This is a genomic window from Streptomyces sp. NPDC090798, assembly GCF_044768965.1.
Classification (GTDB): domain Bacteria; phylum Actinomycetota; class Actinomycetes; order Streptomycetales; family Streptomycetaceae; genus Streptomyces.
The window spans coordinates 43,857-67,501 of record NZ_JBIVXA010000012.1 but is presented as its reverse complement, the minus strand read 5'-3'; the positions used below and the strand labels follow the sequence as shown (position 1 = coordinate 67,501).

The 23,645-nt window shown below is 68.3% G+C and carries 24 protein-coding genes and 2 pseudogenes; 12 read left to right on the top strand and 14 right to left on the bottom strand.

Going from position 1 to position 23,645, the window contains the following annotated elements:
- Positions 1–22: 22 nt before the first annotated feature.
- The gene (locus tag ACIQTP_RS25800; RefSeq protein WP_403403610.1) at positions 23–346 is read right to left on the bottom strand and encodes a carboxymuconolactone decarboxylase family protein; all 324 of its coding nucleotides are present in this window, start codon (positions 344–346) and stop codon (positions 23–25) included.
- Positions 347–603: 257 nt separating this feature from the next.
- Between ACIQTP_RS25800 and ACIQTP_RS25795 the strand changes: the two genes are divergently transcribed.
- Positions 604–1,500, top strand: coding sequence for a helix-turn-helix transcriptional regulator (locus ACIQTP_RS25795; RefSeq protein ID WP_403403607.1), 897 nt, complete (start codon positions 604–606; stop codon positions 1,498–1,500).
- 187 nt (positions 1,501–1,687) lie between these two features.
- On the opposite strand, the gene ACIQTP_RS25790 is transcribed toward ACIQTP_RS25795, so the two are convergent.
- Together ACIQTP_RS25790 and ACIQTP_RS25785 are read right to left on the bottom strand one after the other, a co-directional pair.
- Positions 1,688–1,903 (bottom strand): DUF6183 family protein, encoded by a 216-nt coding sequence (locus ACIQTP_RS25790; RefSeq protein WP_403403604.1) that lies wholly within the window; start codon positions 1,901–1,903, stop codon positions 1,688–1,690.
- A 25-nt stretch (positions 1,904–1,928) separates the two neighbouring features.
- Positions 1,929–3,077: an FAD-dependent oxidoreductase gene (locus tag ACIQTP_RS25785; RefSeq protein ID WP_403403602.1), complete on the bottom strand. Its 1,149-nt coding sequence runs from the start codon at positions 3,075–3,077 to the stop codon at positions 1,929–1,931.
- Positions 3,078–3,252: 175 nt separating this feature from the next.
- Here ACIQTP_RS25785 and ACIQTP_RS25780 point away from each other — a divergent pair, with 175 nt between their 5' ends.
- The 3 genes and pseudogenes from ACIQTP_RS25780 (at position 3,253) to ACIQTP_RS25770 (ending at position 4,569) form a co-directional block, all read left to right on the top strand.
- Positions 3,253–3,870: a TetR/AcrR family transcriptional regulator gene (locus tag ACIQTP_RS25780; RefSeq protein WP_403403599.1), complete on the top strand. Its 618-nt coding sequence runs from the start codon at positions 3,253–3,255 to the stop codon at positions 3,868–3,870.
- A 157-nt stretch (positions 3,871–4,027) separates the two neighbouring features.
- Positions 4,028–4,289: pseudogene (locus tag ACIQTP_RS25775) on the top strand (hypothetical protein); the annotation flags it as partial.
- 22 nt (positions 4,290–4,311) lie between these two features.
- Positions 4,312–4,569, top strand: a complete 258-nt coding sequence (locus ACIQTP_RS25770; protein ID WP_403403597.1) for an alpha/beta fold hydrolase — start codon at positions 4,312–4,314, stop codon at positions 4,567–4,569.
- 295 nt (positions 4,570–4,864) lie between these two features.
- On the opposite strand, the gene ACIQTP_RS25765 is transcribed toward ACIQTP_RS25770, so the two are convergent.
- From ACIQTP_RS25765 to ACIQTP_RS25750, 4 genes and pseudogenes are all read right to left on the bottom strand, one after another.
- Positions 4,865–5,323: a GNAT family N-acetyltransferase gene (locus ACIQTP_RS25765; protein ID WP_403403594.1), complete on the bottom strand. Its 459-nt coding sequence runs from the start codon at positions 5,321–5,323 to the stop codon at positions 4,865–4,867.
- Between the two features lie 74 nt (positions 5,324–5,397).
- Positions 5,398–6,280, bottom strand: a pseudogene (locus tag ACIQTP_RS25760) (IS701 family transposase); the annotation flags it as partial.
- Positions 6,281–6,390: 110 nt separating this feature from the next.
- Positions 6,391–7,440, bottom strand: coding sequence for a nuclear transport factor 2 family protein (locus tag ACIQTP_RS25755; RefSeq protein WP_403403591.1), 1,050 nt, complete (start codon positions 7,438–7,440; stop codon positions 6,391–6,393).
- 154 nt (positions 7,441–7,594) lie between these two features.
- A complete protein-coding gene (locus ACIQTP_RS25750) occupies positions 7,595–7,807 on the bottom strand; it encodes an alpha/beta fold hydrolase (RefSeq protein ID WP_403403588.1) in 213 nt (70 codons plus the stop codon).
- Between the two features lie 381 nt (positions 7,808–8,188).
- Between ACIQTP_RS25750 and ACIQTP_RS25745 the strand changes: the two genes are divergently transcribed.
- Entirely contained in the window at positions 8,189–9,136 is a 948-nt protein-coding gene (locus ACIQTP_RS25745) for a GlxA family transcriptional regulator (RefSeq protein WP_217556256.1), read from the top strand.
- Positions 9,137–9,355: 219 nt separating this feature from the next.
- Here the strand turns inward: ACIQTP_RS25745 and ACIQTP_RS25740 are convergent, their stop codons facing one another.
- On the bottom strand, positions 9,356–9,688 hold the full coding sequence (locus ACIQTP_RS25740) for a transposase (RefSeq protein ID WP_403403585.1): 333 nt from the start codon (positions 9,686–9,688) through the stop codon (positions 9,356–9,358).
- Complete coding sequence (locus ACIQTP_RS25735) at positions 9,685–9,945, bottom strand: hypothetical protein (RefSeq protein ID WP_403404152.1); 261 nt, start codon at positions 9,943–9,945, stop codon at positions 9,685–9,687. The genes ACIQTP_RS25740 and ACIQTP_RS25735 overlap by 4 nt, the downstream gene beginning before the upstream one ends.
- 217 nt (positions 9,946–10,162) lie before the next feature.
- Here ACIQTP_RS25735 and ACIQTP_RS25730 point away from each other — a divergent pair, with 217 nt between their 5' ends.
- The 7 genes from ACIQTP_RS25730 (at position 10,163) to ACIQTP_RS25700 (ending at position 15,862) form a co-directional block, all read left to right on the top strand.
- Positions 10,163–11,059 carry an AraC family transcriptional regulator gene (locus ACIQTP_RS25730; protein ID WP_403403582.1) on the top strand — a complete coding sequence of 299 codons (897 nt, stop codon included), beginning with the start codon at positions 10,163–10,165 and terminating at the stop codon, positions 11,057–11,059.
- Between the two features lie 311 nt (positions 11,060–11,370).
- Positions 11,371–12,087: an alpha/beta fold hydrolase gene (locus ACIQTP_RS25725; protein WP_403403579.1), complete on the top strand. Its 717-nt coding sequence runs from the start codon at positions 11,371–11,373 to the stop codon at positions 12,085–12,087.
- Positions 12,088–12,239: 152 nt separating this feature from the next.
- The gene (locus tag ACIQTP_RS25720; RefSeq protein ID WP_403403576.1) at positions 12,240–12,620 is read left to right on the top strand and encodes a YybH family protein; all 381 of its coding nucleotides are present in this window, start codon (positions 12,240–12,242) and stop codon (positions 12,618–12,620) included.
- A 226-nt stretch (positions 12,621–12,846) separates the two neighbouring features.
- Positions 12,847–13,311, top strand: a complete 465-nt coding sequence (locus tag ACIQTP_RS25715) for an alpha/beta fold hydrolase (protein WP_403403573.1) — start codon at positions 12,847–12,849, stop codon at positions 13,309–13,311.
- Positions 13,312–13,474: 163 nt separating this feature from the next.
- Entirely contained in the window at positions 13,475–14,152 is a 678-nt protein-coding gene (locus tag ACIQTP_RS25710) for a response regulator transcription factor (RefSeq protein ID WP_403403570.1), read from the top strand.
- A 40-nt stretch (positions 14,153–14,192) separates the two neighbouring features.
- Entirely contained in the window at positions 14,193–15,488 is a 1,296-nt protein-coding gene (locus tag ACIQTP_RS25705; protein ID WP_403403568.1) for a sensor histidine kinase, read from the top strand.
- A 203-nt stretch (positions 15,489–15,691) separates the two neighbouring features.
- Entirely contained in the window at positions 15,692–15,862 is a 171-nt protein-coding gene (locus ACIQTP_RS25700; RefSeq protein WP_403403565.1) for a hypothetical protein, read from the top strand.
- A 300-nt stretch (positions 15,863–16,162) separates the two neighbouring features.
- On the opposite strand, the gene ACIQTP_RS25695 is transcribed toward ACIQTP_RS25700, so the two are convergent.
- From ACIQTP_RS25695 to ACIQTP_RS25675, 5 genes are all read right to left on the bottom strand, one after another.
- Positions 16,163–17,334, bottom strand: a protein-coding gene (locus tag ACIQTP_RS25695; RefSeq protein ID WP_403403562.1) for an IS3 family transposase whose coding sequence is annotated in 2 segments (ribosomal slippage) — positions 16,163–17,070 and positions 17,070–17,334 — 1,173 coding nt in all. Because the reading frame shifts where the segments join, the coding sequence is not laid out codon by codon here.
- Between the two features lie 336 nt (positions 17,335–17,670).
- On the bottom strand, positions 17,671–18,975 hold the full coding sequence (locus tag ACIQTP_RS25690; RefSeq protein WP_403403559.1) for an MFS transporter: 1,305 nt from the start codon (positions 18,973–18,975) through the stop codon (positions 17,671–17,673).
- 47 nt (positions 18,976–19,022) lie between these two features.
- Positions 19,023–20,234: a type III PLP-dependent enzyme gene (locus tag ACIQTP_RS25685; RefSeq protein ID WP_403403556.1), complete on the bottom strand. Its 1,212-nt coding sequence runs from the start codon at positions 20,232–20,234 to the stop codon at positions 19,023–19,025.
- Positions 20,231–21,934 (bottom strand): IucA/IucC family protein, encoded by a 1,704-nt coding sequence (locus ACIQTP_RS25680; RefSeq protein ID WP_403403553.1) that lies wholly within the window; start codon positions 21,932–21,934, stop codon positions 20,231–20,233. The genes ACIQTP_RS25685 and ACIQTP_RS25680 overlap by 4 nt, the downstream gene beginning before the upstream one ends.
- Positions 21,935–22,040: 106 nt before the next feature.
- Positions 22,041–23,624, bottom strand: coding sequence for an IucA/IucC family protein (locus tag ACIQTP_RS25675; protein ID WP_403403550.1), 1,584 nt, complete (start codon positions 23,622–23,624; stop codon positions 22,041–22,043).
- Between the last annotated feature and the right edge of the window lie 21 nt (positions 23,625–23,645).

Sequence of the window (23,645 nt, the reverse complement as noted above, 5' to 3'; positions counted from 1 at the left end):
GAATGTGCAGGTGAGTACGGGGTCAGGTCACGCGGAACAGTTCCCGGGCCACGGTCAGGGCAGACATCGCCTTGGGCCAGCCGGCGTAGAAGGCCATGTGCGTGATGGTCTCGATGAGTTCCGCCTCGGTGACGCCGTTCTGCCTCGCCAGACCGAGGTGGTACGCGAGCTGCTCGCTGCTGCCACTGGTGATCAGGCTGGCCACGGTCACCAGGCTCCGGTCCCTCGGGGCCAGCTCCGGGCTCTTCCACGCCTGCCCGAACAGCACGTCCTCGCTGTAACCGGCCAGCGAGGGTGCGATGTCCCCGAACAGCTCCCGCGGACCCGGCTGGGTCTTCTCCGTCATCGTATGTGTCCTTTCCACGTGTCCTGGTGGCGCTCGGCGGCCGACAGACGGGCGCGTGACGCGGTGCCGGGCTTTCATTCCGTCCGCGAACCACAGCCGCCGCTACCCGGACATCGCTCCGGTCGACCGGGCCGGTCCGATGGGGCCGCTTGCGCCGCAGTCGATGGAACTGCAGGTCACACGCGTGTGGAAGGACTCGTTGATACGTGTACTGGCAGTACACCCCACGGTCGAACATGCCGACGTAGCCTCGAAGCATGGACAACCGAAGCGAGGTACGCGAGTTCCTGACCAGCCGCCGCGCCAGGATCACGCCACAGCAGGCGGGGCTGCCCGCCTACAGCGGCAACCGGCGCGTCAAGGGGCTGCGCAGGGAAGAAGTCGCGATGCTCGCCGGCGTCAGCGCCGAGTACTACGCCCGCCTGGAGCGCGGCAACCTCTCCGGCGTCTCCGAAACCGTCCTCGACTCACTGGCCCGCGCCCTCCAGCTCGACGAAGCCGAACACGCCCACCTGGACGACCTCGCGCGCACCGCGAACACCACCCGCCGCACACCGCGCCGGCGGCCCCGGCAGCCGATCCGCCCCAGTCTGCAGCACCTGCTCGACGCGATGACCGAGGCCCCGGCCTTCATCCGCAACGGCCGTCTGGACATCCTGGCCACCAACCGGCTCGGCCGCGCTCTGTACGACCCGGTGTTCGCCGACCCCGCCAGGCCCGTGAACCTCGCCAGGTACCAGTTCCTCAACCCCACCGCGGCCGACTTCCTGCCCCGGCTGGACCACCAGGACGCCGCCGCGGTGGCCCTGCTACGCACCGAGGCGGGACGCGACCCCTACAACCGGGACCTGACCGACCTCATCGGCGAACTCTCCACCCGCAGCGAGAAGTTCCGCACCCTCTGGGCCGCCCACGACGTGCGCCTGCACCAGACCGGTGTCAAACTCTTCCGCCACCCCGCCGTCGGCGAACTCGCCCTCGACTTCGAAGCCATGCCCATCCCCACCGACCCCGGCCTCACCCTTACCGCCCTCAGCGCCGAACCCGGCACCCCGTCCCACGACAGCCTCAAACTGCTGGCCAGCTGGGCCGCCACCCTCGACCAGCACGACCGGGCCAGCACCGCGACCACTGACAGCGAACACAGCGCATAGCGGAGGCGCTGATTGCCGTCACGAACCCGCATACAGACGTTCAGCCCGAACACAGATGTCAAGTTCGGATTTGCGGCGGGTGAAGGACCTTTCAGATTGGGCCCATTCGAGCGATGAGAGGTCCCAACCCTGCGTCCTGCCTGGACTCACATCAGCCTACGCATGGTCGACCGGGCCATCAGGCACTTCAGCCCGATCGACGTGCAGCACTGGTTGGAGCTGGTCCCAAACAACGCGCGCTACAACACAACACGGATCGTAAGAACCTGCACACGAAGCTGGTCGCCGTCTCATCCAAGTCCGTCGCCGCCAGCACGGCGATCCGGCGGCAGTCGGGGGAAAGTGCGGCTATGCCGTAGTCGGCATCGATGTCGCTATGGAACCAGTCCGCGAGACCTGTCACCCGGTCTCGGTCGCCATGCGCGATGTCAGGGCTGGGCCGGACCGAACGGCACGGTCTCGTCGGGGCCGGGCACGGACAGAAGATGCTCAGCGCCGCCTTCGAGCATCTGGGCTGTTTCGGCCGAGCGCGGAAGCATCGACTTCTCGTAGCTGTGTACAGCCTCGTCGATGGTGGAGGAGTGGACGAGTGCGAGCGCGAGTTCGCTGGCGTCGAGCATGGCGAGGTTGACGCCGACGCCGAGCGGCGGCATGAGGTGTGCGGCGTCTCCCAGGAGTGTCACGCTCGGCGAGTGCTCCCATATGTGCGGCACCGGCAGGGCGAAGAGCGGACGATCGACGTAGGGGCCGTCGTTGTCGGCGATCATCCGGAGTGTCTGCGGCGACCAGGCCGCGTACTCACTCAGCAGATGCGCGCGGATGCCCGCGGTGTCCTCGGGGCGAAGCCCGTTCGCCGTGATCCAGTCCACAGGAGCGCGCCGCATGACGTAGACGCGCATGTGGCTGCCGCTGTTGCGCTGCGCGAAGAGGCCGCGCTCGCCATCGGCGACGTGCGCGCTGCCCTTCCCGACCAGTTCGGAAAGCTCGGGGTGCGCGGTCTCCATGTCGTCGAACCACGCCTCGAGGAAGCTGACCCCGGTGTAGCGCGGTGTCGCGGGCGACACCGCGGTGCGGACGCGGGAGAAGGCGCCGTCTGCACCGATCACGAGATCCGCTTCAACGGCCGTCCCGTCGGTGAACGTCAGCGTTCGCGGCCCGTCGGCCGGTCCGCTCACGGATTCGAGAGTGCGTCCCCACTGAACAGTCCCGGCGGCGAGTGAGCGCAGCAGGAGGCCGCGAAGCTGTCCGCGGTCGATCTCGGGACTGACCGTTTCGCCCTCACCGGGCAGATGGTGGGCAAGCACGCGCCCCGCGGGGTCCATGCGCCGCATTTCCTGGCTCTCGAGCCTGGCGAGCGCGAAGAACTCCTCCAGTAGGCCCGCTTCACGGAGTGCGAGCTGGCCGTCTTCCTTGTGCAGGTCGAGCGAACCTCCCTGGTTGCGGGAGTTCGCTTCTGAATCCCGGTCGTACACCGTCACCGGAATGCCGTGCAGCTGCAGGATGCGGGCGCATGTGAGGCCTCCCGGGCCGGCGCCGATGATGCTGATCCGCGCGTTCGCGGGCGTCGGAGAGTCCACGGTGGATTCCTTTCGTCAGTGGGGTTCCGGGTGACACCGCGGCGCGGCGATGGCCGGTGCCGCGACCCCCACCGGGATGCGGCAACCCCTACGGAGACCACCAAAGCAGAAACGAGTCCATAAGTGCAACCGTTACAGTTTCTGCTTCATTCCAGTTGTGCGGTACAGTGACGCCATGCCCGACTCTCCGACCGTTGGCCGTCGCGAGCGCAAGAAGGCCGCAACGAGGCAGGCCATCGCCGACGCCGCCTTGGAACTCTTCCTGGAACACGGCTTCGAACAGGCGAGCGTCCGCGACATCGCCGAGAGGGCCGACGTATCGACGACGACCCTCTTCGCGCACTTCCCGAGCAAAGAGGCACTGGTCTTCGACCGCGAGGAGGAAGTTGAGGCAGCGCTGACCGCCGCCGTCCGCGAACGGCCCAAGGACCAGAGCGTGGTCGAGGCGCTCCGCGCCCACGCGCTGAAGTCCTGGGTGCCGATCGCGTCAGATCCACGTCTGCATCAGCTCACCGCACTGGTGGACCGAACGCCCGCGCTCCGCGAGTACGCGGAGCGTATGTGGATGCGGCACGCGGGCGCCCTCAGCACCGCAATCGCGGCGGAACTCGGCCGAGAAGCGGATGATCTCGCATGCTCGGCACTCGCACGGTTCGTCCTGGAAGTCCCGACCTTGGCCAAGGGCCGACCCGATCCGCGCGCGACTGTGGAGACAGTGTTCGACCTCCTGATCCACGGTTGGCGGTCACAGCACAATTCCGGGGATGCAAGCACAGGCTCTAGCAAGAGCTGACATATCGAGATGGATCGACGCCGACGGCCGTGGCTCGAGCCGGTAGTTGGGCGTGCGCTCCGGTGTACGGACAACGGCGTGGATCGTGTCAGGTGAGCTCTGGGAGTTTCTGGAACCGCTGGGGCTGCCCAACCCAGTGCCGTGCCGCGTGCCGCGGATCACCGACGAGCCAGGCCTCTACCTGGCGCTCGGCGAGGCGGCGAACGGGCCGGGCGGCTACGTCGGAAGCTGCCCGGCCGCGACAACTGCCTGGGCGGCACCTTCGGGTACACCGCCCCCGCCACCCGGCTCCGGCGGGACGCCATGACCGCACGCCAGCACCTGTCCCGACCCTGACAGCGCACGGCCAACCCTACGACCCGTTCGTCGAGGTCCTCGATCTCTTGGCCGAGGGCGGCATGCACGTCACCCTGGCGTGACCTACGCCCCCACATCTCCGGGTTGGACGGAGACCTTTCCCCGGACGTCATCGACGACCGTGCGGACCTCGGGTCACTCACCGTACCGACCCTCGTCGTCGTCGGCCGCCACGACATCATCTGCGGGGTGCGATGGGCCGAGGAACTGCACCTGCTGATCCCCGGATCGGAACAGCTGATCCTGGAGAACAGCGGGCACTTCGGTCACCTCGAGGAGCCGGAGGCCTTCGCGCAGGCGGTGACGCGCTTCGTGACAGCCGTGAACTCCCGTGACAACTAGGTCATTTGATCGAGCCGGAGCGAACGGTCCGGCCTGATTCTCGCCCCTCGTTCACGCCGACTCCAAGGTCACTGCGGGCGATGCGGCCGGCCACGGACTTCGAGACACCGAAAGCCGGGGCGAGCCGGCGCAGGGCGGCCGGGTAGCTCACGGCAACGTAGTCGTTGGCACGTCGACCGCCACCCCGGTGAACCCGAACGGTCCAACTCCAACGCCCACTACCGCGCCCAGCCCCTGCCCTGGAGCCAAACTCGCAGCACCACGGCCGTGAGGACCCCGATGGAGCACATGATTGTCAGCGAGGCTGGTAGTTGAGGGTTCCGAGGGGCCAGTTCATGGACAGCCAGGTCGTGACGGCCGCTCGCAAGGGAGCGTCCAGCTCGGCTCTGTCGGCACGGACCCAGGAGCGGACGTCGGTGTCATGGTCGTCGCTGCGGGAGGGGTAGATGTAGACGCAGCCGATCACCTCGCCACTAGCGGTCTCGATGACGGTGTAGGTGAATCCGCGGCGCTGAGCGAAGTCGTCCGCGTGACGCCGCAGGTCGACGAGGTTCGCCTCCAGGGACATCCCGTCCGCAGGAGGCCATCCTCGGTCCCGGAAGCCCGGGGTCGCGCGGATGTGCTCGATGCTGCTGGTCCAGGCGGCGTGGTCGGCTGCGTTGTGCTGGGGTCCCAGAGGCTCCAGACGGAACCGCGGGGTGATCAGATCCGCGGGGACGACGAAGTCGTCAGGAACGAGGGCATGGTCAGTCATGGGAGCGAGACTATGAGGCAGGGCTCACGGGTTGCACCTGGATTGACCACGCCACTCGCGCGGCGGGACGGCCCCACCGGACGGCGGGCCGGGACCCAGTGCCGGCGGTCCTCGCGGTGCCAGGGCGTCACTTCGACGCGGGACCAGTCGTAGATCCGCCGTCCGTGGGCTCCCTCGCCGCAGGAACGGCGTTTCCACTTCTGCCGGGGCAGGCCGGGGAACAGGTCGTGCACGGGGTGATCGACGGACCAGCGGGTGACCACGGTGTCGTGCCGGTTGGTGGCCATGACGTGGAAGACATCCGCCTGCTCGAGTTCATATCGCCAGCCCTTGCTGGAGCCGTAGGCGGCATCCGCCGTCACCCAGGCGAACGGGACCTTCTCGGCGATCGCCTTGCGGACCATCGCCTTGGCCATGGCCACCTTCGTCTCGAACACGACCTCGTCGCCGATGCCCGCGCGACGGCAGCGTTCCGGGTCGTCCGTCCAGGACGTGGGCAGATACAGCCGCCGGTCGATCAGGGTGCGTCCACGGCCGGTGGCGTAAGCCAGGAAGACGCCGACCTGGCAGTTCTCGGTGCGGCCGGCGGTGCCGGAGTACTGGCGTTGCACCCCGGCCGACCGGACGCCCTTCTTCACAAAGCCGGTGTCGTCGACGATCAACACGGCATCCCTCTCGCCGAGGTGTTCCACGACATAGGCGCGTACGTCGTCCAGGACCTCGTCGGCGTCCCACTCGATCCGGTTCAGCATCCGCTGGATACGGTCGGGCCCGTCATGCCCTGCCTCCCCGGCCAGCGTCCAGCCGTTCTTACGCTCCAGCGGAGCAACCAGCCCCCGCATAGAGGCCAGAGCCGACTCACGCGGCTCCGACCTGCTGAAACGGTGTACAACCCGCCCATGCAAAGCGGCCAGTTCCCCCCACCCACAACCTGACATCAGCAAGGTCCCCACCCATGACCACACCCACGACCGACCTGGCCAATAGTCACGGCAAGGACCGTTGCAGTACTTAAGCCCTGGGCAGGCGGGCGGCCTGTGCTTCCGTGCCCAGGCCGCCCGACGCAGTCAGTTGAAGAACGGGTCGTCCACGACGTGAACCCAGCCGCCGCCCGGCTGGCGTCGGAGGATCTCGGTGGTGGTGGTGACCACCGGCTCCGGTCCGACCCCGGTGAGGGTGGCGGTGTTCGACACCAGGGCGACGTCGTCGACCTGTCGGATCTCGCGCATTTCGAGCTTGAGGCGGGCACCGCTGTCGACCATCTGCTGCATGGCCTGGCGGATGGCGTCCGTGCCCACCAGGTGGGTTCCGGGGGTGGGGGCGAAGTGGGCGTTCGGCTCGTAGAGCGACACCAACCCCTCGACGTCGCCGGCCTCCAGGTACTCCATGTACAAGGTCCCCAACTGCTGGGGTGTCTCGGCACGGCGCCGGGCGGTGACGCCGACCGGCTTGTCGCCCCAGCCGGCCGCATCGATCAGGTCGTACCAGGTGGGATAGGCGCCGTAGGGCAGGTGGCGACGCAGCAGGTCGCCGATGAAGTTCGTCGGGGACGCCTTGTGGGGCTTGGCCACGGCCTGGGTGATGATGAGGTCGCTGAACCCGTGGGCCAGGTCCTGACGCGGCAGCAGGGCGTGCACCTCGTCGGCGAGGCCGGCCGGAAGGCTCTCACGCTGGATTCCGAGGATGTCGGTGGCGATACCCAAGTGGGCCAGCGCCACCTCCGTGCCCTTGCGCGAGGCGATGCCGTCCGTGGTGTGCAGAGCGATGGCGTCCCAGGCGACGGCGATACGCTCTTCCTCGACACCCTGCTCGCGCAGGAATGCCGCTGCGAGGTCGGCGCCGTCGACCTCGAAGCGCTGGTCGCCGTTGCTGCCCTCCTCGCTCAGTCCCAGGTCGTGCAGGACGCAAGCGACGAACAGCAGCTCGTCGTCGTAGTCGGTACCGGCGCGCAGACCCTTGTTCTGGGCATGGGCGCGGGCGAAGACGTAGCTGCGGACGCAGTGATCGTGAATGAAGGCAGGCGTGGCCTGTGCCGCAAAGGCGAATGTGTTCCGGGTGAGGCTCGTGTCGGGGAGGTCGAGCTGCTCGAAGACGGACAGGTGTGCGTCGGTGGTCATGATGTGTCTCCTTCATTTAGGCCCCGGTCCGGGGCGGATCGGCGCGGTGGCCGGGCGGCACGTTCACGCGTGCCGGGTATGGGGGGTGCGGCTGCACGGCACGTGGAGTGACAGCCGATCGCCACACGGGGGATGTGCGGCTGGAGTGCTGTGCTTACAGCTGGGCGACGAACGCGCCGATGTGTGCGGCCACTTGGTCGGGCACCTCAAGGGGCGAGAGGTGGCCGGTGTCCTTCAGGACGGTCAGCGTGGCGGTCGGGATCAGCGGCAGCAGGTGGTCGGCGAGCGCGGTCGGCGGGTCGACCTTGTCGTGGCTGCCCGCGAGAACCAGTACCGGCACCTCGATGGCTGAGACGTCGGCCGACACGTCCTGGACCATGCCCTGGCGCGACCAGGATGTGGGCGTACACCTGGCCGCCCTGCACGTCGAAGAAGCGGCCCACCACATGCTGCGAAGTCATTACCGTTCCTTGTCCACGGCCGGGGCTCTCGGACCGCTCCACCGGTGTGTGGAGTCGGCTGCCCCGCGCTCGCTCTTCGATCCTGCTGCGGAACGTCCCTTCCAGGCCACGGCTCATCTGCCACCTCCCGCATCTTTTGAGCCAGAACGGTGCGGATGGGCCCTTGCTTTCCGGCCACATGATCAGCGGATTGATCAGGGGATTTATCCCGGAAACATCCCTGGGTCAGGGCATGGCGGCTCCCTGGCCCTCCCTGCGACATTGGTGCCGGACGTAATATTGCGGCCATGAACAAGCATCGGGTGATGGTCCTGGCGGTCGACGGCGTGCTGCCCATGGATCTGGGGATCCCCACGCAGATCTTCAACGCCCGTCCGAACACCCCCTACGAGCTCACCGTGTGCGGCGACACCGAGGAGACCGTGACCACGAGCGCCGGTTTCACCCTCGGACTGACCGCGGGTCTGGAGGCGCTCGCCGAAGCGGACACGATCATCGTCCCGGGCTTCGAGGACTTCCGGCGCCCTCCGCGCCCACGGGTGAGGGCCGCTCTCAAGCTCGCCGGCCGCGCCGGGATACGCATCGCTTCCATCTGCACCGGCGCCTTCGCCGTCGCCTCGGCCGGACTGCTCGACGGCCGCACCGTCACCACCCACTGGGCCAAGGCGGATGACCTCGAAGAGCTCTACCCCCGGCTGCGCGTCGACCGCAACGTCCTCTACATCGACAACGACACCATCCTGACCTCCGCGGGCTTCACGGCCGGCATCGACCTGTGTCTGCACCTGGTCCGCAAAGACCTCGGCGCAGCCGTCGCGAACGACATCGCCAGGGACATCGTCGCCGCCCCACACCGCGACGGCGGACAGGCCCAGTACATCAACAGGACCCTCCCCACCCCCCAGGCCACCACGCTCGCCGACACTCGTGAATGGGCCCTGCTCCACCTCGAAGAAGACCTCACCATCCCCCACCTCGCCGACCATGCCGGCGTCTCCCCACGCACCCTGACCCGCCTATGGCGCCAGGAAACCGGCGTCAGCCCCCACCAATGGCTCCTGACCGCCCGCATCAACCGCGCGCGAGAACTCCTGGAGGCCACCGACCTCCAGGTGGAGCAGATCGCCGTCCGGTGCGGCCTCGGCAGCGGCGCCAACATGCGCGCCCGCTTCCGTGACACCGTCGGCAATACCCCCACGGCCTATCGCCGCACCTTCCAGCACCAGGCAGCCTGACGGCGAAGGCCGGACTGCGCGGTCACAGAGTCCGTCGACCTTCCTGACCCTCCGACCTTCGGACATTGGGACTGAAATACCTGGACTTACCGCCGTAAAATCGGGCTGGACGCTCAATATGAGATCGTGTTCTCCTGTGTCTTCATCCAGGAATCAAACACCGATGCGGGGATGGAACAACGGGAGAAAGCGACCTTTGAGGAATAACACCGCAGCGACCTATTGATCCGAAAAACAATGGGTTCTATTCGGGGGCGTAGCGGACGTGCGGGCCGCCGAAGTAGCCGCGGGCGATGCGTGGTTGGCGCTGGCGGCGATGGAAGGACATGCAGGTTTGGGCAGCGAGTTGGGCTTAGGCGCGGGCCCGGCTGTGCATCGGCAGACTCTGCTTGAGGTCGGCGAGTTGACCAGCTTGTCGGGGTTCAGTTCGGATGAGCAGGGCGGCAGGAAGTGCAGCTCGATCCGGTCAGGGTGGGCGGCCAGCCAGGCGTGGACCTTGCGGGAGCGATGGGTGGCGGGGTCTGCCTGGACCGCCTCGGTCCAAACGATCACTGCGGTAGGGAGCCCCGCCAGGCGGTAGCCGAACGCTGTTCGGCGCGGGCCTTCGGAATCGGCTCGCCGTACAGGAGCAGGCCCACGGTCTCACATCGTTCGGCGTGGGTGCCCTGGGCCAGCTCATCTCGTTGTTCGGCGATGAGCTCGGTGAGGGCCGCGATGGTGTCGTCGACGAACGCGGCGATCGAGCGGCTGGAGACGTCGAGGAGTTCGCGCAGCTCACCGATGTCGGAGGTATCGAACGGACCTACCACCGACGTCGCCGACAAGCCTCGCTCGGCCGGCTGACCCCCATCGAATTCGAGACCGTCATGACCACACCGGCCCCCAGGCCGCGTGACCGAACCTGACCTGTCACCCAAGCCTGCATCAGACCCGCCTCCTTGCTTGCGCTGGCCCTCGTGGTCAGTGGCTTCAAGACGAAGGAGGCTCGTTGCTGGTGTGGTCAGCGGTAGCTGCGATCATGGGTGGATGGCTGGTATGGGAAGCCCGGATGTTGTCGACGTCAGCTATTTCAATCCGGACCAGCCCCGGCTGGGGCTGGAGGTTTTATCCTTCGCGACGCTGCGTGAGCGGCTGTTGCCGTCTGTCGCGGCGGCGCCCAGTCGTCCGGACTTCCATCAGCTGACCCTGGTCACCCGCGGTGAGGGTACCGCGTTGATCGACTTCGTCGATTACCCGTGCGCTCCGGGGACTCTGCTGCATTTGCGTCCTGGTCAGGTGCAGCGTTTCCCCGCGGATCCTCAGGGGGGCATTGCGGATCTCGATGCGACCTTGGTGGTGTTCACGCCTGCCTTTCCACCGCCGGTGCCTGCCAGCGCAGCCGTCATCGACGAGGGGCTCAGTCCTGCCGCTTTCTCACTGTCCGCGGTGGAGTACCGGGCCATGTCGGCGGCGGTGGCCGAGATAGCGGCGGAATACGCCACGCTGGCCGAACGCGACGCTTCGCAGGCGGAACTCACTGTGGAGCTGCTGCGGCAGCTTCTTGCCGCGCTGCTGGTACGCATGGCCCGGCTGCCGCATCCTGGTGAATGGAATCCCGCGGCGGGGGGCGAGGCGTTCCGGGTCTTCCGTGGCGAGCTGGAACGCGCGTTCGCCACGAGGCGCCGTGCTGCCGAGTATGCCGCGCACCTCGGTTACTCCCCGCGGACGCTCACGCGAGCCTGTCTGGCCGCTACGGGCCATACCGCGAAGGATCTCATCGACGACCGTGTCGCCCTGGAGGCCAAGCGACTGCTGGTACATACCGGCCTTCCTGTCGCGTCCGTCGGGCGCATGCTGGGCTTCACGGAGCCCACCAACTTCGGGAAGTTCTTCGAGCGGACGGTGGGTGCCACTCCCGGGGCATTCCGCGCCACCCAGCGCTGACAGCCCCGACCTCTCGGACAGCCAGAGGCATCTGGGCCGTGGGGCGGAGACTGCGCCGAGCCCGGGCTCTTCGAGGCGCACGCCTTGAGTGGATCGGCGAGTCCATTTTCGACCATGGCGCGTCTCTTGCATACCTCGCCTGCGCCGCACGCACCGCGCATCGTTTAGGCAAGCAGTCAGCGCGTTATCCGCGTCCGGTCAAGCCTGACTGCCTGGTGAGGCCGGGAAGTAGGGAGAAAACAACCATGCCGTATGCAGATGTCAATGGTGCCCGCCTGTACTTCGAGGACAGTGGCGGTGACGGCCCGGTCGTGGTCTTCAGCCACGGCAACCTCATGGACCGTGACATGTGGGTGCATCAGGTTCAGGCCCTGGCCGGGGACTTTCGGGTCGTCGTGTGGGACGAGCGGCTGCACGGCCGGACCGAGGACGACGGTAAGGCCTACACCTACTGGGATTCGGCTGCCGACTTGATCGGGCTGCTGGATCACCTGGGCGTGCGGCAGGCGACGCTGGTGGGGCATTCGCAGGGTGGCTTTCTGTCGATGCGGGCCGCCTTGGTGGCGCCTGAACGGGTCAAGTCCCTGGTGCTCATCGACACGACGTCGGTCGCCTGGCCGGTCGAGGCGCTGGCGCAGATGCGTGGTGTGTCGGAGGGACTCCGCGGCGCGGGTCCGGAGGCAGTGGCCCCGGTATTGCTGGGGATACTGCTGGGACAGCCCGCGATCCACGATGAGTGGCTGGCGAAGTGGAGGACGCAGCCGCGTGAACGGCTCGCCGACGCGGTGCAGGTGCTGATGGGGGTGGATGACATCACCGGCCGACTCGGTGAGATCACGGTGCCGGTCTTGGTCGTCCATGGCGACGCGGACCAGCCGATCCCGTATCCGTTGGGCCAGGCACTGGCCGGGAAGATCCCCGGTGCCCAGGAGCTGGTCACCGTGACCGGGGCCGGACACACGCCGAACCTCACTCATCCCGACCGTGTCAACCTGGCGTTGGCCGACTTCCTTCGCCGGCACGCCTGACGGTCCCGCGGCCCCTCCCCATGCGTGGAACCTGCGGCGGCGGTCCGTACGGCGCCGCTGCTCGAGGGGCGTCCTGGCGGACCTTCACACGCGGGTCTCAGCACCCGTCGTTTCAACGTTCCGCACAAGATCCAATTCTGGAAGGAACGACCATGCCGACTCCCATTACCGACCCGGTGCAGCTCCCCCCGGCCTTCGAGAAGGCCATGAACTCCGGGAAGCTTGACGAGGTCCTGAGCCTGCTCGCTCCCGGTGTCGTCATGCGTACTGTTACCGGTGAGACCGTCACCCGTCAGACGCTGCGCGACTACGCGGCCGGGTCGATCGCCGGCAACGCCCAGCTGTGCAACGGCCCGTCGCGCGTCGTGGCTGGCGACGACATCGCGTTTATCAGCGAGGAGTGGACCCTCGAGGTCACCGGTCCCGACGGCAACCGGAAGAAGGCCACCGGCACCTCTGCCCATGTCGCCCGCCGTGGTCAGGACGGCGGCTGGCGCATGGCCATCCTCAACCCCCTCGGTACCGCCGCCTGAGCGTCCGTGGGTGGCCGGGCTCCCCGGCGCCCGGCCACCCCCTCAGTAACCGGCGCCCGGCCCTGGTTTTCGTCCACCACTGGGATGGCTCGCACCACACCTGGCGACCGGGCATCGAACACCTCGGCCACAGGGGCGTTCGTCGTGCGACCACCGCGGCTGGGATGGGTCCGGCCAGGTGCCTGGCCCCTTACGGCATCGAGCAGCTCGCCGACGAGCCGAGCGCGTGATCGACGAACTCGGCTACAGCGAATACGTCGTGGTGGGCCACTCCACGGGCGGCAAGGTGGCCCAAATGCTCGTCTCTCGCTGGACTGAAGGGCGTGGAACTCGTCGCACCGCCCCGCCGGCTCCGTTCGGGGTGGCGCCCGAGTACCAGGAGGCGTTGGCGCATGCCTACGACAACGGCGAGACCATCGGCCACAGCATCGATCTGGTGCTGACCTGCGGCGAGTTGGGCTCAGTGGACGATCGGCACGCACGTCCGCTCGGTCTTCGCCAAGCTGGGCATTTACTCGCGGGTGCAGTTGGCGAACGCACTCCACGCAAGGGAAGCCGAGTTGTCGGGTCGGAATCCGCGGCCCCCGCGAACTTCGGACTGAACCGAGGGCCGCCGGAGCGGTCGCAGAGTTCGTCGACGTACGCGCGCGTCCAGCTTGGGCAGCGCCCCGGGCAGGAAGTGAGCCGGTAGATGATGGGGGTCACCGCTGAAGTTGCTGTCGGACCGGGCGGAGAAGACTGCCGCCTCTGCCCGCCGGTCGCGCAGGCAGTTCGATCCGCCGGCTGAAGGGCCGCTGAACGTCCTGAAGATCCTCTTCAGCACTTGAGGTGAACGATCAGGCAAGGTGGACGGCATGCGTGTACTGGTGATGGACGATGATGCCCGTCTAGTGGAGCTGCTCCAACAGGGCCTACGAGCAGAGGGTTTCGCGGTGGACGCCGCGAGTGACGGCCTTGATGGTCTCGCCAAGGCAGCGGCCGACAACTACGACGTGATCATTCTCGATGTCATGATGCCCGGCCTCAACGGCTACAAGGTGTGTGCCCACCTGCGGTCGATCGGCGACAACACCCCGATCCTGATGCTGACGGCGAAAGACGGTGAGTACGACGAAGCGGAAGGACTGGAAACCGGGGCCGACGACTACCTGACGAAGCCCTTCTCCTTCGTCGTCCTCACCGCTCGGCTCCATGCCCTGATGCGCCGCGCGCGCCCGGAGCGGCAGATCGTCCAGCACTTCGGGGACCTGGAGATCGACACAGGAGCCCGCCGCTGCCGCCGCGCGGGTACGGACATCGCCCTCACTCCTCGGGAGTTCGACGTCCTGACGCTGCTCGCGGCAACGCCGAATATCGCCACCAGCAAGGCCGCCATCCTGGACCGAGTCTGGGACAGCGCATACGAGGGCGGCCCCAACATCGTGGAGGTCTACGTCAGTGCTCTTCGCCGGAAAATCGACCGGCCCTTCGGCCGGGCCAGCATCGAAACCGTGCCCGGCGGGGCCTACCGACTCCGCTCCGACGGAGCCTGACCGTGGACACCGCCGACGCCTGTGGCTGCGGCCGCAGACCGTGCGCGTCCGTGCCACCGCCGCCGTCGCACTCGTCGCCAGCCTCGCCCTCGCCGCCTGCTCGGTGGTCCTGCTCTACGCCGTCCACACCAACCTGGTCACCTCCGCCCAGAACACGGCCCGCGACCACGTCGATAGAGCAGCCCACCAACTCGGCTCAGGGATGCCCCCGTCCGACGTTCAGGACGCTCTGCCGGACATCATCGTGGACACTCCGCGCCCCGCCGGCTCATCGTCCACCGCATCAGCGGACCAGGGTGCAAGTGCCACTGTGGACACGCCTACGGGGACGATGCTGGTACAGGCCTTTCCGGACCGTGCTCCCGCGCATACCACCGTCATCACTCTGACCTGGGCCCTGGTCCCCAGTACCGCCCTGCTGGTCCTGCTGGTCGCCTACCTGACCTGGTACGCCATGGGCCGGGCGCTGCGACCGGTGGCGAACATCCGTGCCGAGTTCGCCGACATCACCGCCCACAGTCTTCAACAGCGCGTCCCCGTCCCCGACTCCGACGACGAAGTCGCGCTGCTGGCAGAGACGATGAACGCCACTCTCGATCAACTCCAGCGCGCCGTCGGCCGCCTGCGGACCTTCACCTCGGACGCCTCGCACGAACTGCGTGGCCCCCTCACCACCCTGAAGGCCCGTCTCGAACTGGCCCTGGCCCGCCCCGACCTGGCTGAATGGACCGCTGTCGGCGACGAAGCCCTGCGTGACACCACACGTCTTGAGGACATCGTCGCCGACCTGCTGCTCCTCGCCCGCCTGGACGCCCGCCAACCCCTGAGATTCCAACCTCTGTGCCTGACAGACCTCCTGCGGCATACCATCGCCGAGCGCTATCCCCACCAGCCGGTCGTCCTCGTCGCGGCCCCCGCCCCCGACGAGGCGATCCCGGGCAGCCGTACGGCACTCGCCCGCCTTTTCACGAACCTCCTCGACAACGCGCTGCGCCACGCACACAGCACCGTGACCGTGGAAGTGCGCCACACCGAGCACGAGTTGGTCGTCGAGGTCGGCGACGACGGTCCGGGCATCCCCGAACCCGACCGTGAGCGGGTCTTCGACCGCTTCACGCGTCTGGACAACGCCCGTACCCGAAGCGAAGGCGGCACAGGTCTTGGCCTCGCCATCGCCCGCGACATCGCGACCGCCCACGGGGGAAGGCTCACCGCTGAATCACCTCGGACCGGGAATCGTGGTGCCCGCATGGTCCTGATCCTTCCCAGGGGATACGAGCCGGATGGCACGTCGCGGCCGCGCTACCGAAGATCGGACGCGCATGACAGCGTGTGAGGGTGCCCCGAGCGCAAGGCTCTCGTGGCGTCGGAAGAGGATTCGCGGTTCTCACGAGCACGCGGTCCGGAGAACCCTCCATCACTCATTCATGGGAGAGACAAGCGGCTGATTGATCATCGACGCTGATCTCAGAACTGGTGCCCGCGACAAGCCGGACAGCTGAACGGTCGCTGTGGTGAGCGCTGCGAGAGGTGGATCCAATGGAAGCGACAGCTCCGATGGTGCTGAACTACGCCCAGGCGCCGACCAGAAGAGTGACCGCCGCCAACAGAATCGAGTACGCACACGGTGAGGTCGGCGAGGGCGGAGTGCCCCTGGTTCTGTTGGTGCACTTCAGGGGCAACCTCGACAACTCGACCCGGCGCTGGTGAACGCGCGGTGGGCTGCAGGGTCGGCGCTGCTTTTGACGGGCCCGGCGGTGTGCTCGTGAGCGCAGGCGACAGCGGAACCCACCGCGACGACCCAGCCGAGGTCGCCTTCGGTGTCAGTCTGGGTCGGTGTCAGTCTGGGTCGGCAGAGCAGGCCGGGTCGGTACTTGAACGTGATCACGTTGACCCCGCTACTGCCCGCACCCCGCCCTGGCGCCCGGCCGGGTGATACGGGCGCGATCCGTGCCCACTGGGAGTCAGTCAGCGGCGCGGGGCTTCCACCTTGGTCGTGGACACCGGTTGTCATGCAGCGATGGCCAGCGTAGTTGATCTCTGCTCGAAGACGACCGGCGCGAGGTAGCCGATCGTGGAGTGCTTGCGCCGGTGGTTGTAGAAGCCGAGCCAGCGGAAGACTGCGAGCCGGGCGGCTGGTTCGGTCGGCCAGCTGCGCTGGTCGGGCAGGATCTCCCGCTTGAGCGAGGCGAAGAACGACTCCGCGGCGGCGTTGTCCGCCGAGGTGCCGACCGCTCCCATGGACCGGCGGATCCCGGCCCGGTGGCAGGCGTCGGCGAACGCCTTCGACCCGTATTGAGCCCCGTGATCGCTGTGGAAGATGACGTCGTCCACCCGGCCGCCGCGAGTGCGGACGGCCGTCTTGAGCGCGTCGGTGACGAGTTCGGCCCGCATGTGATCAGCCATCGACCAGCCCAGTAGGCGACGGGAGTACACGTCGCTGACGGTGGCCAGATACAGGAACTTCCCGCCGGCGATGGGCAGATAGGTGATGTCGCCGACCCAGGCCCGGTTGGGGGCGGATGCGGTGAAGTTGCGCCGCGGCAGATCGGGCACCGTCTGGGCGGCGGGGTCCGGAATGGTGGTTCGGTGTCGACGCTTCAGCCTCCGCCCCTGGATAGCGTGTTGGCGCATGAGCCGTTCGACGCGTTTGCGGTTGACGACCACACCGCCCGCGCGAGGCTCGGCGGTGATCCGCTTGGCCCCGTACGTCTCTCCGGACTCCGCGTGGACCTTGCGTATGCGCCGGGTGAGTGCAGCGTCCGCGTCCTGCTTCGCGGCGCGGGCCGGGGCGGTCTTCAGCCACCCGTAGAACCCGGACCTCGACAAATTCAACACGGTGCACAGCCGCTTCACGCCGAAGGCGCCGCGGTGGCCGGCAACGAACTCGAAGCGGCTCACCAGTTCGTCTCGCCCGCAAAATACTTGGCCGCCCGGCGCGGAATGTCACGTTCCATCTCCAGCTCGCGCGCCTGCTCGCGCAAGGCTTCGATCTCCGCGTGCTTCGCCGACGCCGCAACTGCCTCGGGCCGCTCGGCCTTCTCCGCCGTCTTGATCCACTGCCGCGGTGTCTCGTGGTTCACACCCAGCTCGGCGGCGATACGCGAGACGGGCCGGCCCGACGAACGGGCCAACGCCACCGCGTCGGCCCGGAACTCCGTCGAGTACTTGTGGGTCCCCACCTGGTACTCCTCTCCCTGGACTCAAGATCCAGTGTCGAGGTGTCCACGATCAAGGTGGAGGGCCCGTCCCGTGTGCCTCCGCCTCTGCCGACACGGTGCCCCCCTTGCCAACTGGCGCTAGCCCGGCAATTCGTGGTGGTTTGTCAAACGCCTTCGCGACAACGCCGGTTGGCCGACGAGTCCTCGCGGTGCACGAGGGAGCGGGTTTCCCGTCGAGGAGGATGTCCCCCCTCGTGACCCGCGACGGGCCCGAACAAATGCTTCGGCTCGGCCACCACTCGCATGGTGGCCGGGCCGAGGACGTGTCACCAGCCCGTACTGCTGGCTGTGGCGTGCTCAGGGCGTGGACCGTCTGGTCGGCGTCTTGCTGGAGGTGGCGGCCAGAGGGGCAGATGTGTCGGTGAGTGGTGAACCGGCCAGGGCAGTCGTGTTCTTTGGCCGGTGCGGCAGCCGATGCCTGGTGACCAACGCTGAGAGAGCAAGCGCCGAGAATGCCGAGATCATGCCGCCGAGGATCAGGCTGGAACGGGCGCCGAGAGTGTCCGAGGCGAGGCCGACCAGGGGGGCGCCGAGGGGTGTCCCGCCGAGGAGGACAAGGAAGTAGGCGGACAGGACGCGGCCGCGCAGGCGCGGGTCGGCATGAAGCTGGGTCAGTGCGTTGGCGGTCGTGGTGACGGTCACCGAGGCGAAGCCGGTCGGGATCAGCAAGGCCATGAACGTGCCGTAGCCGGGCATCAGGCCCAGCGCGGCTTCCAGAACCCCGAAGACGACCGTTGCGGTGACGAGACGTCGTGCGGTGGGGGGCTGCCCGCAATGGGCCCCGAGAATCGCGCCGATGAGGCTGCCCGCGGCGTAGGCGGCTGAGAGGTAGCCGAAGGCGGCTGCGCCGGAGTGGAAGACCGTGATCGCCACGAGGGAGATGGTGACCTGGAAGTTGAGTCCGAAGGTGCCGACGAAGCCGATGACCGTGATGGGCAGGAGCAGTTCCGGGGTGGCGGTGATGTGGCGGAAGGCGTCGGTCAGTCGCGTACCGCCGTGCTGGGGCCGACTGGGTTTGCGGGGTTCGTCGGGGGGGATGGTGATCAGCCCGTACAGGACAGCCAGGTATGAGGCGGTGTTGATGAGGAACACGGGGCCGGTGCCGACGGCGGCGACGGTCAGGCCCGCGATGGCGGGGCCGAGGATGCGGGCGACGTTGAACTGGGCGGAGTTCAGGCCGACCGCGGCCGCCACTCGCTCGCGGGTGACCAGTTCGGAGATGTAGGCGTTGCGGGCGGGAGTGTCCACGGCGGTGGCGGTGCCGAGGGCGAAGGCCAGGGTGTAGAGGGACGACAGGTTCACCGCGCCGGTGATGGTCAGGTATCCGAGCAGCAGGGACTGCACTGCCATGGCGGTCTGCGTGATCAGCAGCAGCCGGCGTTTGGGGAAGCGGTCGGCGAGGACTCCCCCTGTCAGGCCGAACAGGGTCTGGGGCAGGAACTGCAGTGCGGTCACGATGCCGACCGCGCTCCCGCTGTTTCCGGTGAGATGCAGTACCAGCAGATCCTGGGCGGCACGCTGCATCCAGGTGCCGATGTTGGAGGTCAGTTGGCCGAGCAGGTAGCGGCGGAAGGCCCGGACGGTGAGCGTGGCGAGCACCACGCTCGAGGCCCTCCCTCTGCGGGGCGCGCGCACACGGCGGTACATGCTCAAGACGTCCGGCAGGCGTACGTGTCCGGGACGGGCACCTCCACATCGTCGACGTGGTGGAAGGTCGGGTGGGGGTGCATGAGGAACTCGTGGTGGGAGATGTTCCACGCGTAGGCGCCGGCCATGGCGAACGCGACCCGGTCGCCGACACGCAACCGGTCGACCATGACCCGGCGGGCCAGGATGTCTTTCGGTGTGCAGAGTTGCCCCACCAGCGTCACCGGCTCGTCACGCACCTCGGGGCGGTTCCAGGGCCGGTGCCAGGAGTCGTCAGGGATGACTTCGAAGGGCTGGTCGTGCTGTTTCGCCGCGGGTGTGCGCAGATGGTGGGTGCCTCCGCGCAGGATGGCGAACGCCTGGCCGCGACTGAACTTGACGTCCAGGACCTGGGTGACGTACCAGCCGCAGTAGGCGGTGACCGAACGACCGGGTTCGATCCGCAGGGTGAGGTGCGGGTGGCGGGCCAGAATCCGGCGCAGCCCGGCGCCGAAGGCGGGCCAGTCGAACACCATGTGTGGGCGGGCGTAGTCGACGCCCATCCCGCCGCCGATGTTGACCTCGGCCAGGTCGATCCCTCTTTGGTGAGCCCAGTGGCCTGCCCAGGCCAGGACCTCGTCGGCCAGGGCGAGTTGGGCGGCGGCCTTGAGTCCGCTGGCCAGGTGGACGTGGAGGCCGCGCAGCCGGATGCGCTGGTCGGAGGCGACGATGTCCAGGCACGTGTCCAGCTGTGCGGGATCCAGGCCGAAGGGGCTGGGTTTGCCGCCCATGGCAAGTGCGACCGAGTGCAGGACGACGGGTACGTTGACGCGCAGCAGGACGTCGGCGGTGCGGTCGCCCAGCACGGCCGAAAGGACGCGCAGCTCGTGTTCGCTTTCGATGTGCAGGCGATGTACGCCCGCGTCCAGGGCCTGGTCCAGCTCGGCCGGGGTCTTGCCGGGGCCGCCGAAGGCGATCGGCGCATCGGGGAAGAGGCCGCGGACGTGGCCGAGTTCGCCGCCGGAGGCGACCTCGAACCCGTCGACGTGTCCGGCCAGGGCCTGTAGCAACCGTGGGTCGGAGTTGGCCTTCGCCGCGTACAGCAGCTCGACGCGGTCCGGCAGCGCGGCCCGGACCGCGCGTGCGTGCTCGCGCAGGCCGGGCAGATCGTAGACGTAGGCGGGCAGGTCGTCGTCGGCCACCTGGTGGATGTGGTGGAGCAGCGCGGGTCTCACAAGGTCACCTCGCGGGGGAAGTGCGTACCGAGCGGGCTGGGCAGGGCGACGTAGGTGGCGTGCCGGTCGGCCTGACGGGCCCAGCGCAGGAGGAGGTTGGCCTTGGCGGGCAGGGGGACGCCGGAGAGCAGGGCACGCAGGCGTGGCGGTTGGGCAGCGAAGCGGGCGTAGGCGTCGAGGCAGTCGCGGACCAGACCCCACAGGGCCGGCTCCAGGGCCGGCTCGAGGTCGGCGAGGGTGCCGAGCAGCTCGGCGACATGGTTGACCAGCAGGCAGTACGCGACCCGGTTCCAGCCGCGTTCGGCGTCGTAGGTGAGAGGCCCGCGGACGTCCTCGGGCAGACCGTCGAGGATGTGCTGGTGGTGGCGGGGCAGGAGCTTGGTGCCTTCCAGGTCGCGGAAGAGTATCTGCACGGGCATGCCGTCGGCGTTGACACCGACGACGACGTTCTGCAGATGGGGTTCCAGGACGACGCCGTGTTCGAAGTAGGCGGCCAGCACTGGCGGCAGCAGCAGCCGCACGTACGCGTCCCACCAGGCCAGGACGTCCCCGTCGCCGCGGGCGAGCAGATGGGAGACGTGAGCTCTGCTGGTGGGGTACTCGTCGGCGATCGCGGCGGCGAGCAAGGGTGTCACCCCGGGACGCAGGTGGGGGCCCAGGCCGGAGCGGACGATGACGCCGAGGCCCTCGAGCAGGGCGGTGTCGTCGGCGTCGAGGGTGCGGTAGCCGGGTTCGGCAAGCAGAGCGCATCCGGGGAAGCGTTCGGCGAGAGTGGCCATGATGGGCTGGACCAGCCGGTTCAGGGCGACGGCACCGGTCAGCTCGTAACTGGCGTGCTTGCGGACGCAGTTGGTGAGGCGGACGTTCAGGCTGAACTTCAGGAAGGTGTCGGCGTCCGGCTGGTAGAGGGTGCGTACCGATGCTGTCGGTACCAGCTCAGGCCCGCTCACGCCGATGTCCCCGATCTCGCCTGCGACCATCGCCGCACGCAGGCGGTGGTTGTCGCGCAGGAGACGGAACTGCCAGGGGTGCACGGGCAGCGTCACGAATCCCGGGTCGGCCGGCGGACACAGCGCGTCGAGCTCGCGCAGGTCCCCCTCCTCCCGCACCAGATGGCGGCGTACCGCCAGATAACGCAGGCGGAAGCGGGCTCCCGTTTCCGGCCCGTACGCCAGCCAGTCCGCCGGCTCCCCGGTGCGGGCCTTGGGCGTGGGGTGGAAGCGATGGCCGAACACCAGTGCCTGTTCCGAAGCCAGGTAGAGGTCCGTCTCCGGCTCCGCGTGGGCCCGGTGTTCCAGAGCGGTGCGGATGGTCTCACGGCTGTCGGCGACCTGGTCCAGGAATTCGTCGTTGGCCTTGCCGGTACGCAGCTCCAGTTCGTCCTGGACGTAGCCGGCCAGTTCCCGCCAGCCAATTGTGACCCAGGTGGCGTCGTCGAGCCGTTGGACCGGGCCTTGGAAGCGGTGTGCACCGATGACCGAGGCCCGGCGCAGCCGGACGCGCAACAGGAGGTCACAGCGGGGCAAGCGCAGCAGGAGGTGGTCGTCGTCCACGGTTACTTGGTGTTCGGGGGCGGACACCTCTCGGATCAGGCAGTTGAGCAGTGTGTGGGCAGTGACGGCGTCGGCGGACTGCGCAGGCTGACCGGTCGATGCGGCGATGGTCGTGAACGTGGATGTGACAGTGGCAGAGGTGGTCATGCGGTGGCTCCAGTGCGTCAGAAGTCGTGCAGCAGTCGTCAGTCGGGCCGGCCGTCGGGCGGTCATGGCGACCGCCGGGCGTGGCCGTGTCCGGCCCCGGTGGAGTTCAGCGGCACCGCGCGAGGGGATTGGCAACAGCAGTCCACCGCGCCTTGCCGGGGTCGTCGGCCAGACGCATCGCGATGGTCGCCTTCAGCGGCAGCGTGGCGCCGAAGAAGGCGGCCGCGTCCCCGTCGTCCGGTAGATCGGCGTACACGCGGCGGCCGACCTCGGCCACCGTCTCCCACAACGCCCAGGGATCGACGGCGCGGGTGCGGGAGAGGACGTCGACGAGTTCGCTGAACACCCCGCTGAGCAGTCCTCCGAACAGCTTGGCGCGCAGCGCGTCCAGATCGTCACCGGCACGGGAGCCGGCCAGCGGCGGGAGGGTGAATCCCCACGCAGCCAGCCTGCGGGGACTGACCCGCACCCCGTCCAGGTCCCGGTACAGCACCCGCACCGGCCGCCCGTCCCGCAATACGACCAGAGTGTTCTGGCCGTGGGCCTCCAGCGCCACTCCCATGGACAGCAGTGTCAGCGCGGGCGGCAGCACGAGCCCGGCGAAGTCCGCGAGCCAGTGCATCGGATCACCTGCCACCATGGTGGCGTCGGTTGCGTGCACCGCTGTCAGCGGGACAGCGATCTCTCCGGTGTCGAGGTGGGACTCCGTGGATTCCCTGAGCATCGCAGCCAGGCTCGCGGATGCCTGTCCGCCCACCCGCACGGCGCCGCCGCCCAGCTCGCGCAGGATTTGCAGGCTCTCACCGAACCCAGCCTTGTCGACAACCGCCGAGACCAGGTCCGACAGGAGTGGGCCGTCGGCGACCTCAACCGGTGAGATGGTGCGCAGGTAGTTGGTGACCTGTACGTCGAGCGCGGTCTTGATGTGACAGCCCGCCAAGTCAGCCACAGGCGCGAGGGTGCGTAGCGACAGCAGCGGCCTGGCCGGGATCGTCCGCTGTGCCACGGCGAGGTCGGGGTGGTGCACCAGGACGTGGTCCCGCTGCCAGGGATGAACCGGCACGAGGATCGTGTCGCCGTCACGCAGCTCCTCCGGCCATGTGCCGGCGCCCTGCCAGCGTTCGGCCGGGACGGCGAGCAGGGCCAGCTGGATCACCGGGTGGTGTTCGGGCGCGTAGGCGAGCACATCGGCGACGGACATGCCGGTACGGGTACGGCAGCACGGGTGCTGCGGATGGCCGTCGACCACCGCCTGCTCCGCATCGGCCGAATCGCTCAGCTGACCGGGGCCTTGGGCGTTCGAGGCGCGGGCCAGGGCGAGGTTGACCACGCTGTTGTCGAGCTCGGCCGCCAGTCGGCTTGCGGCTGAGGTGGGCAACCGCAGTTCCGCGAGGAGTTCCGCGGGCCCGTGTACCGGCCCGTCGGGTCCGACCACGGTGAAGTCCTCGGGCACCTGGGCGAACCGCTGGGCACACGCGTCCGCCGCCACGAGCCGGTCACCCTGCCGCAGAGAGACCACCAGTGTGTCCCCTTCCCTCTGCCGGCCGGTCACGCCAGGGAGCGGCTCTCGTGAGAAGGCACCCCACAGCCGGCCAAGCACGGTGGCCTGCGCTCGGGGCAGAGCGGCCGTGAACGGCTCCACCAGATCCGGGCGCACCCGGCGCAGTTCGTCGATCGTCGTCTGAAACATCCTCACCATCCCGGCCTGGAA

Coding starts and splice junctions, on each gene's coding strand:
- ACIQTP_RS25800 (WP_403403610.1), bottom strand. CDS start 346: ATGACGGAGAAGACCCAGCCGGGTCCGCGGGAGCTGTTCGGGGACATC.
- ACIQTP_RS25795 (WP_403403607.1), top strand. CDS start 604: ATGGACAACCGAAGCGAGGTACGCGAGTTCCTGACCAGCCGCCGCGCC.
- ACIQTP_RS25780 (WP_403403599.1), top strand. CDS start 3,253: ATGCCCGACTCTCCGACCGTTGGCCGTCGCGAGCGCAAGAAGGCCGCA.
- ACIQTP_RS25765 (WP_403403594.1), bottom strand. CDS start 5,323: ATGACTGACCATGCCCTCGTTCCTGACGACTTCGTCGTCCCCGCGGAT.
- ACIQTP_RS25755 (WP_403403591.1), bottom strand. CDS start 7,440: ATGACCACCGACGCACACCTGTCCGTCTTCGAGCAGCTCGACCTCCCC.
- ACIQTP_RS25745 (WP_217556256.1), top strand. CDS start 8,189: ATGAACAAGCATCGGGTGATGGTCCTGGCGGTCGACGGCGTGCTGCCC.
- ACIQTP_RS25730 (WP_403403582.1), top strand. CDS start 10,163: ATGGCTGGTATGGGAAGCCCGGATGTTGTCGACGTCAGCTATTTCAAT.
- ACIQTP_RS25720 (WP_403403576.1), top strand. CDS start 12,240: ATGCCGACTCCCATTACCGACCCGGTGCAGCTCCCCCCGGCCTTCGAG.
- ACIQTP_RS25710 (WP_403403570.1), top strand. CDS start 13,475: ATGCGTGTACTGGTGATGGACGATGATGCCCGTCTAGTGGAGCTGCTC.
- ACIQTP_RS25700 (WP_403403565.1), top strand. CDS start 15,692: ATGGAAGCGACAGCTCCGATGGTGCTGAACTACGCCCAGGCGCCGACC.
- ACIQTP_RS25680 (WP_403403553.1), bottom strand. CDS start 21,934: ATGACCACCTCTGCCACTGTCACATCCACGTTCACGACCATCGCCGCA.
- ACIQTP_RS25675 (WP_403403550.1), bottom strand. CDS start 23,624: ATGTTTCAGACGACGATCGACGAACTGCGCCGGGTGCGCCCGGATCTG.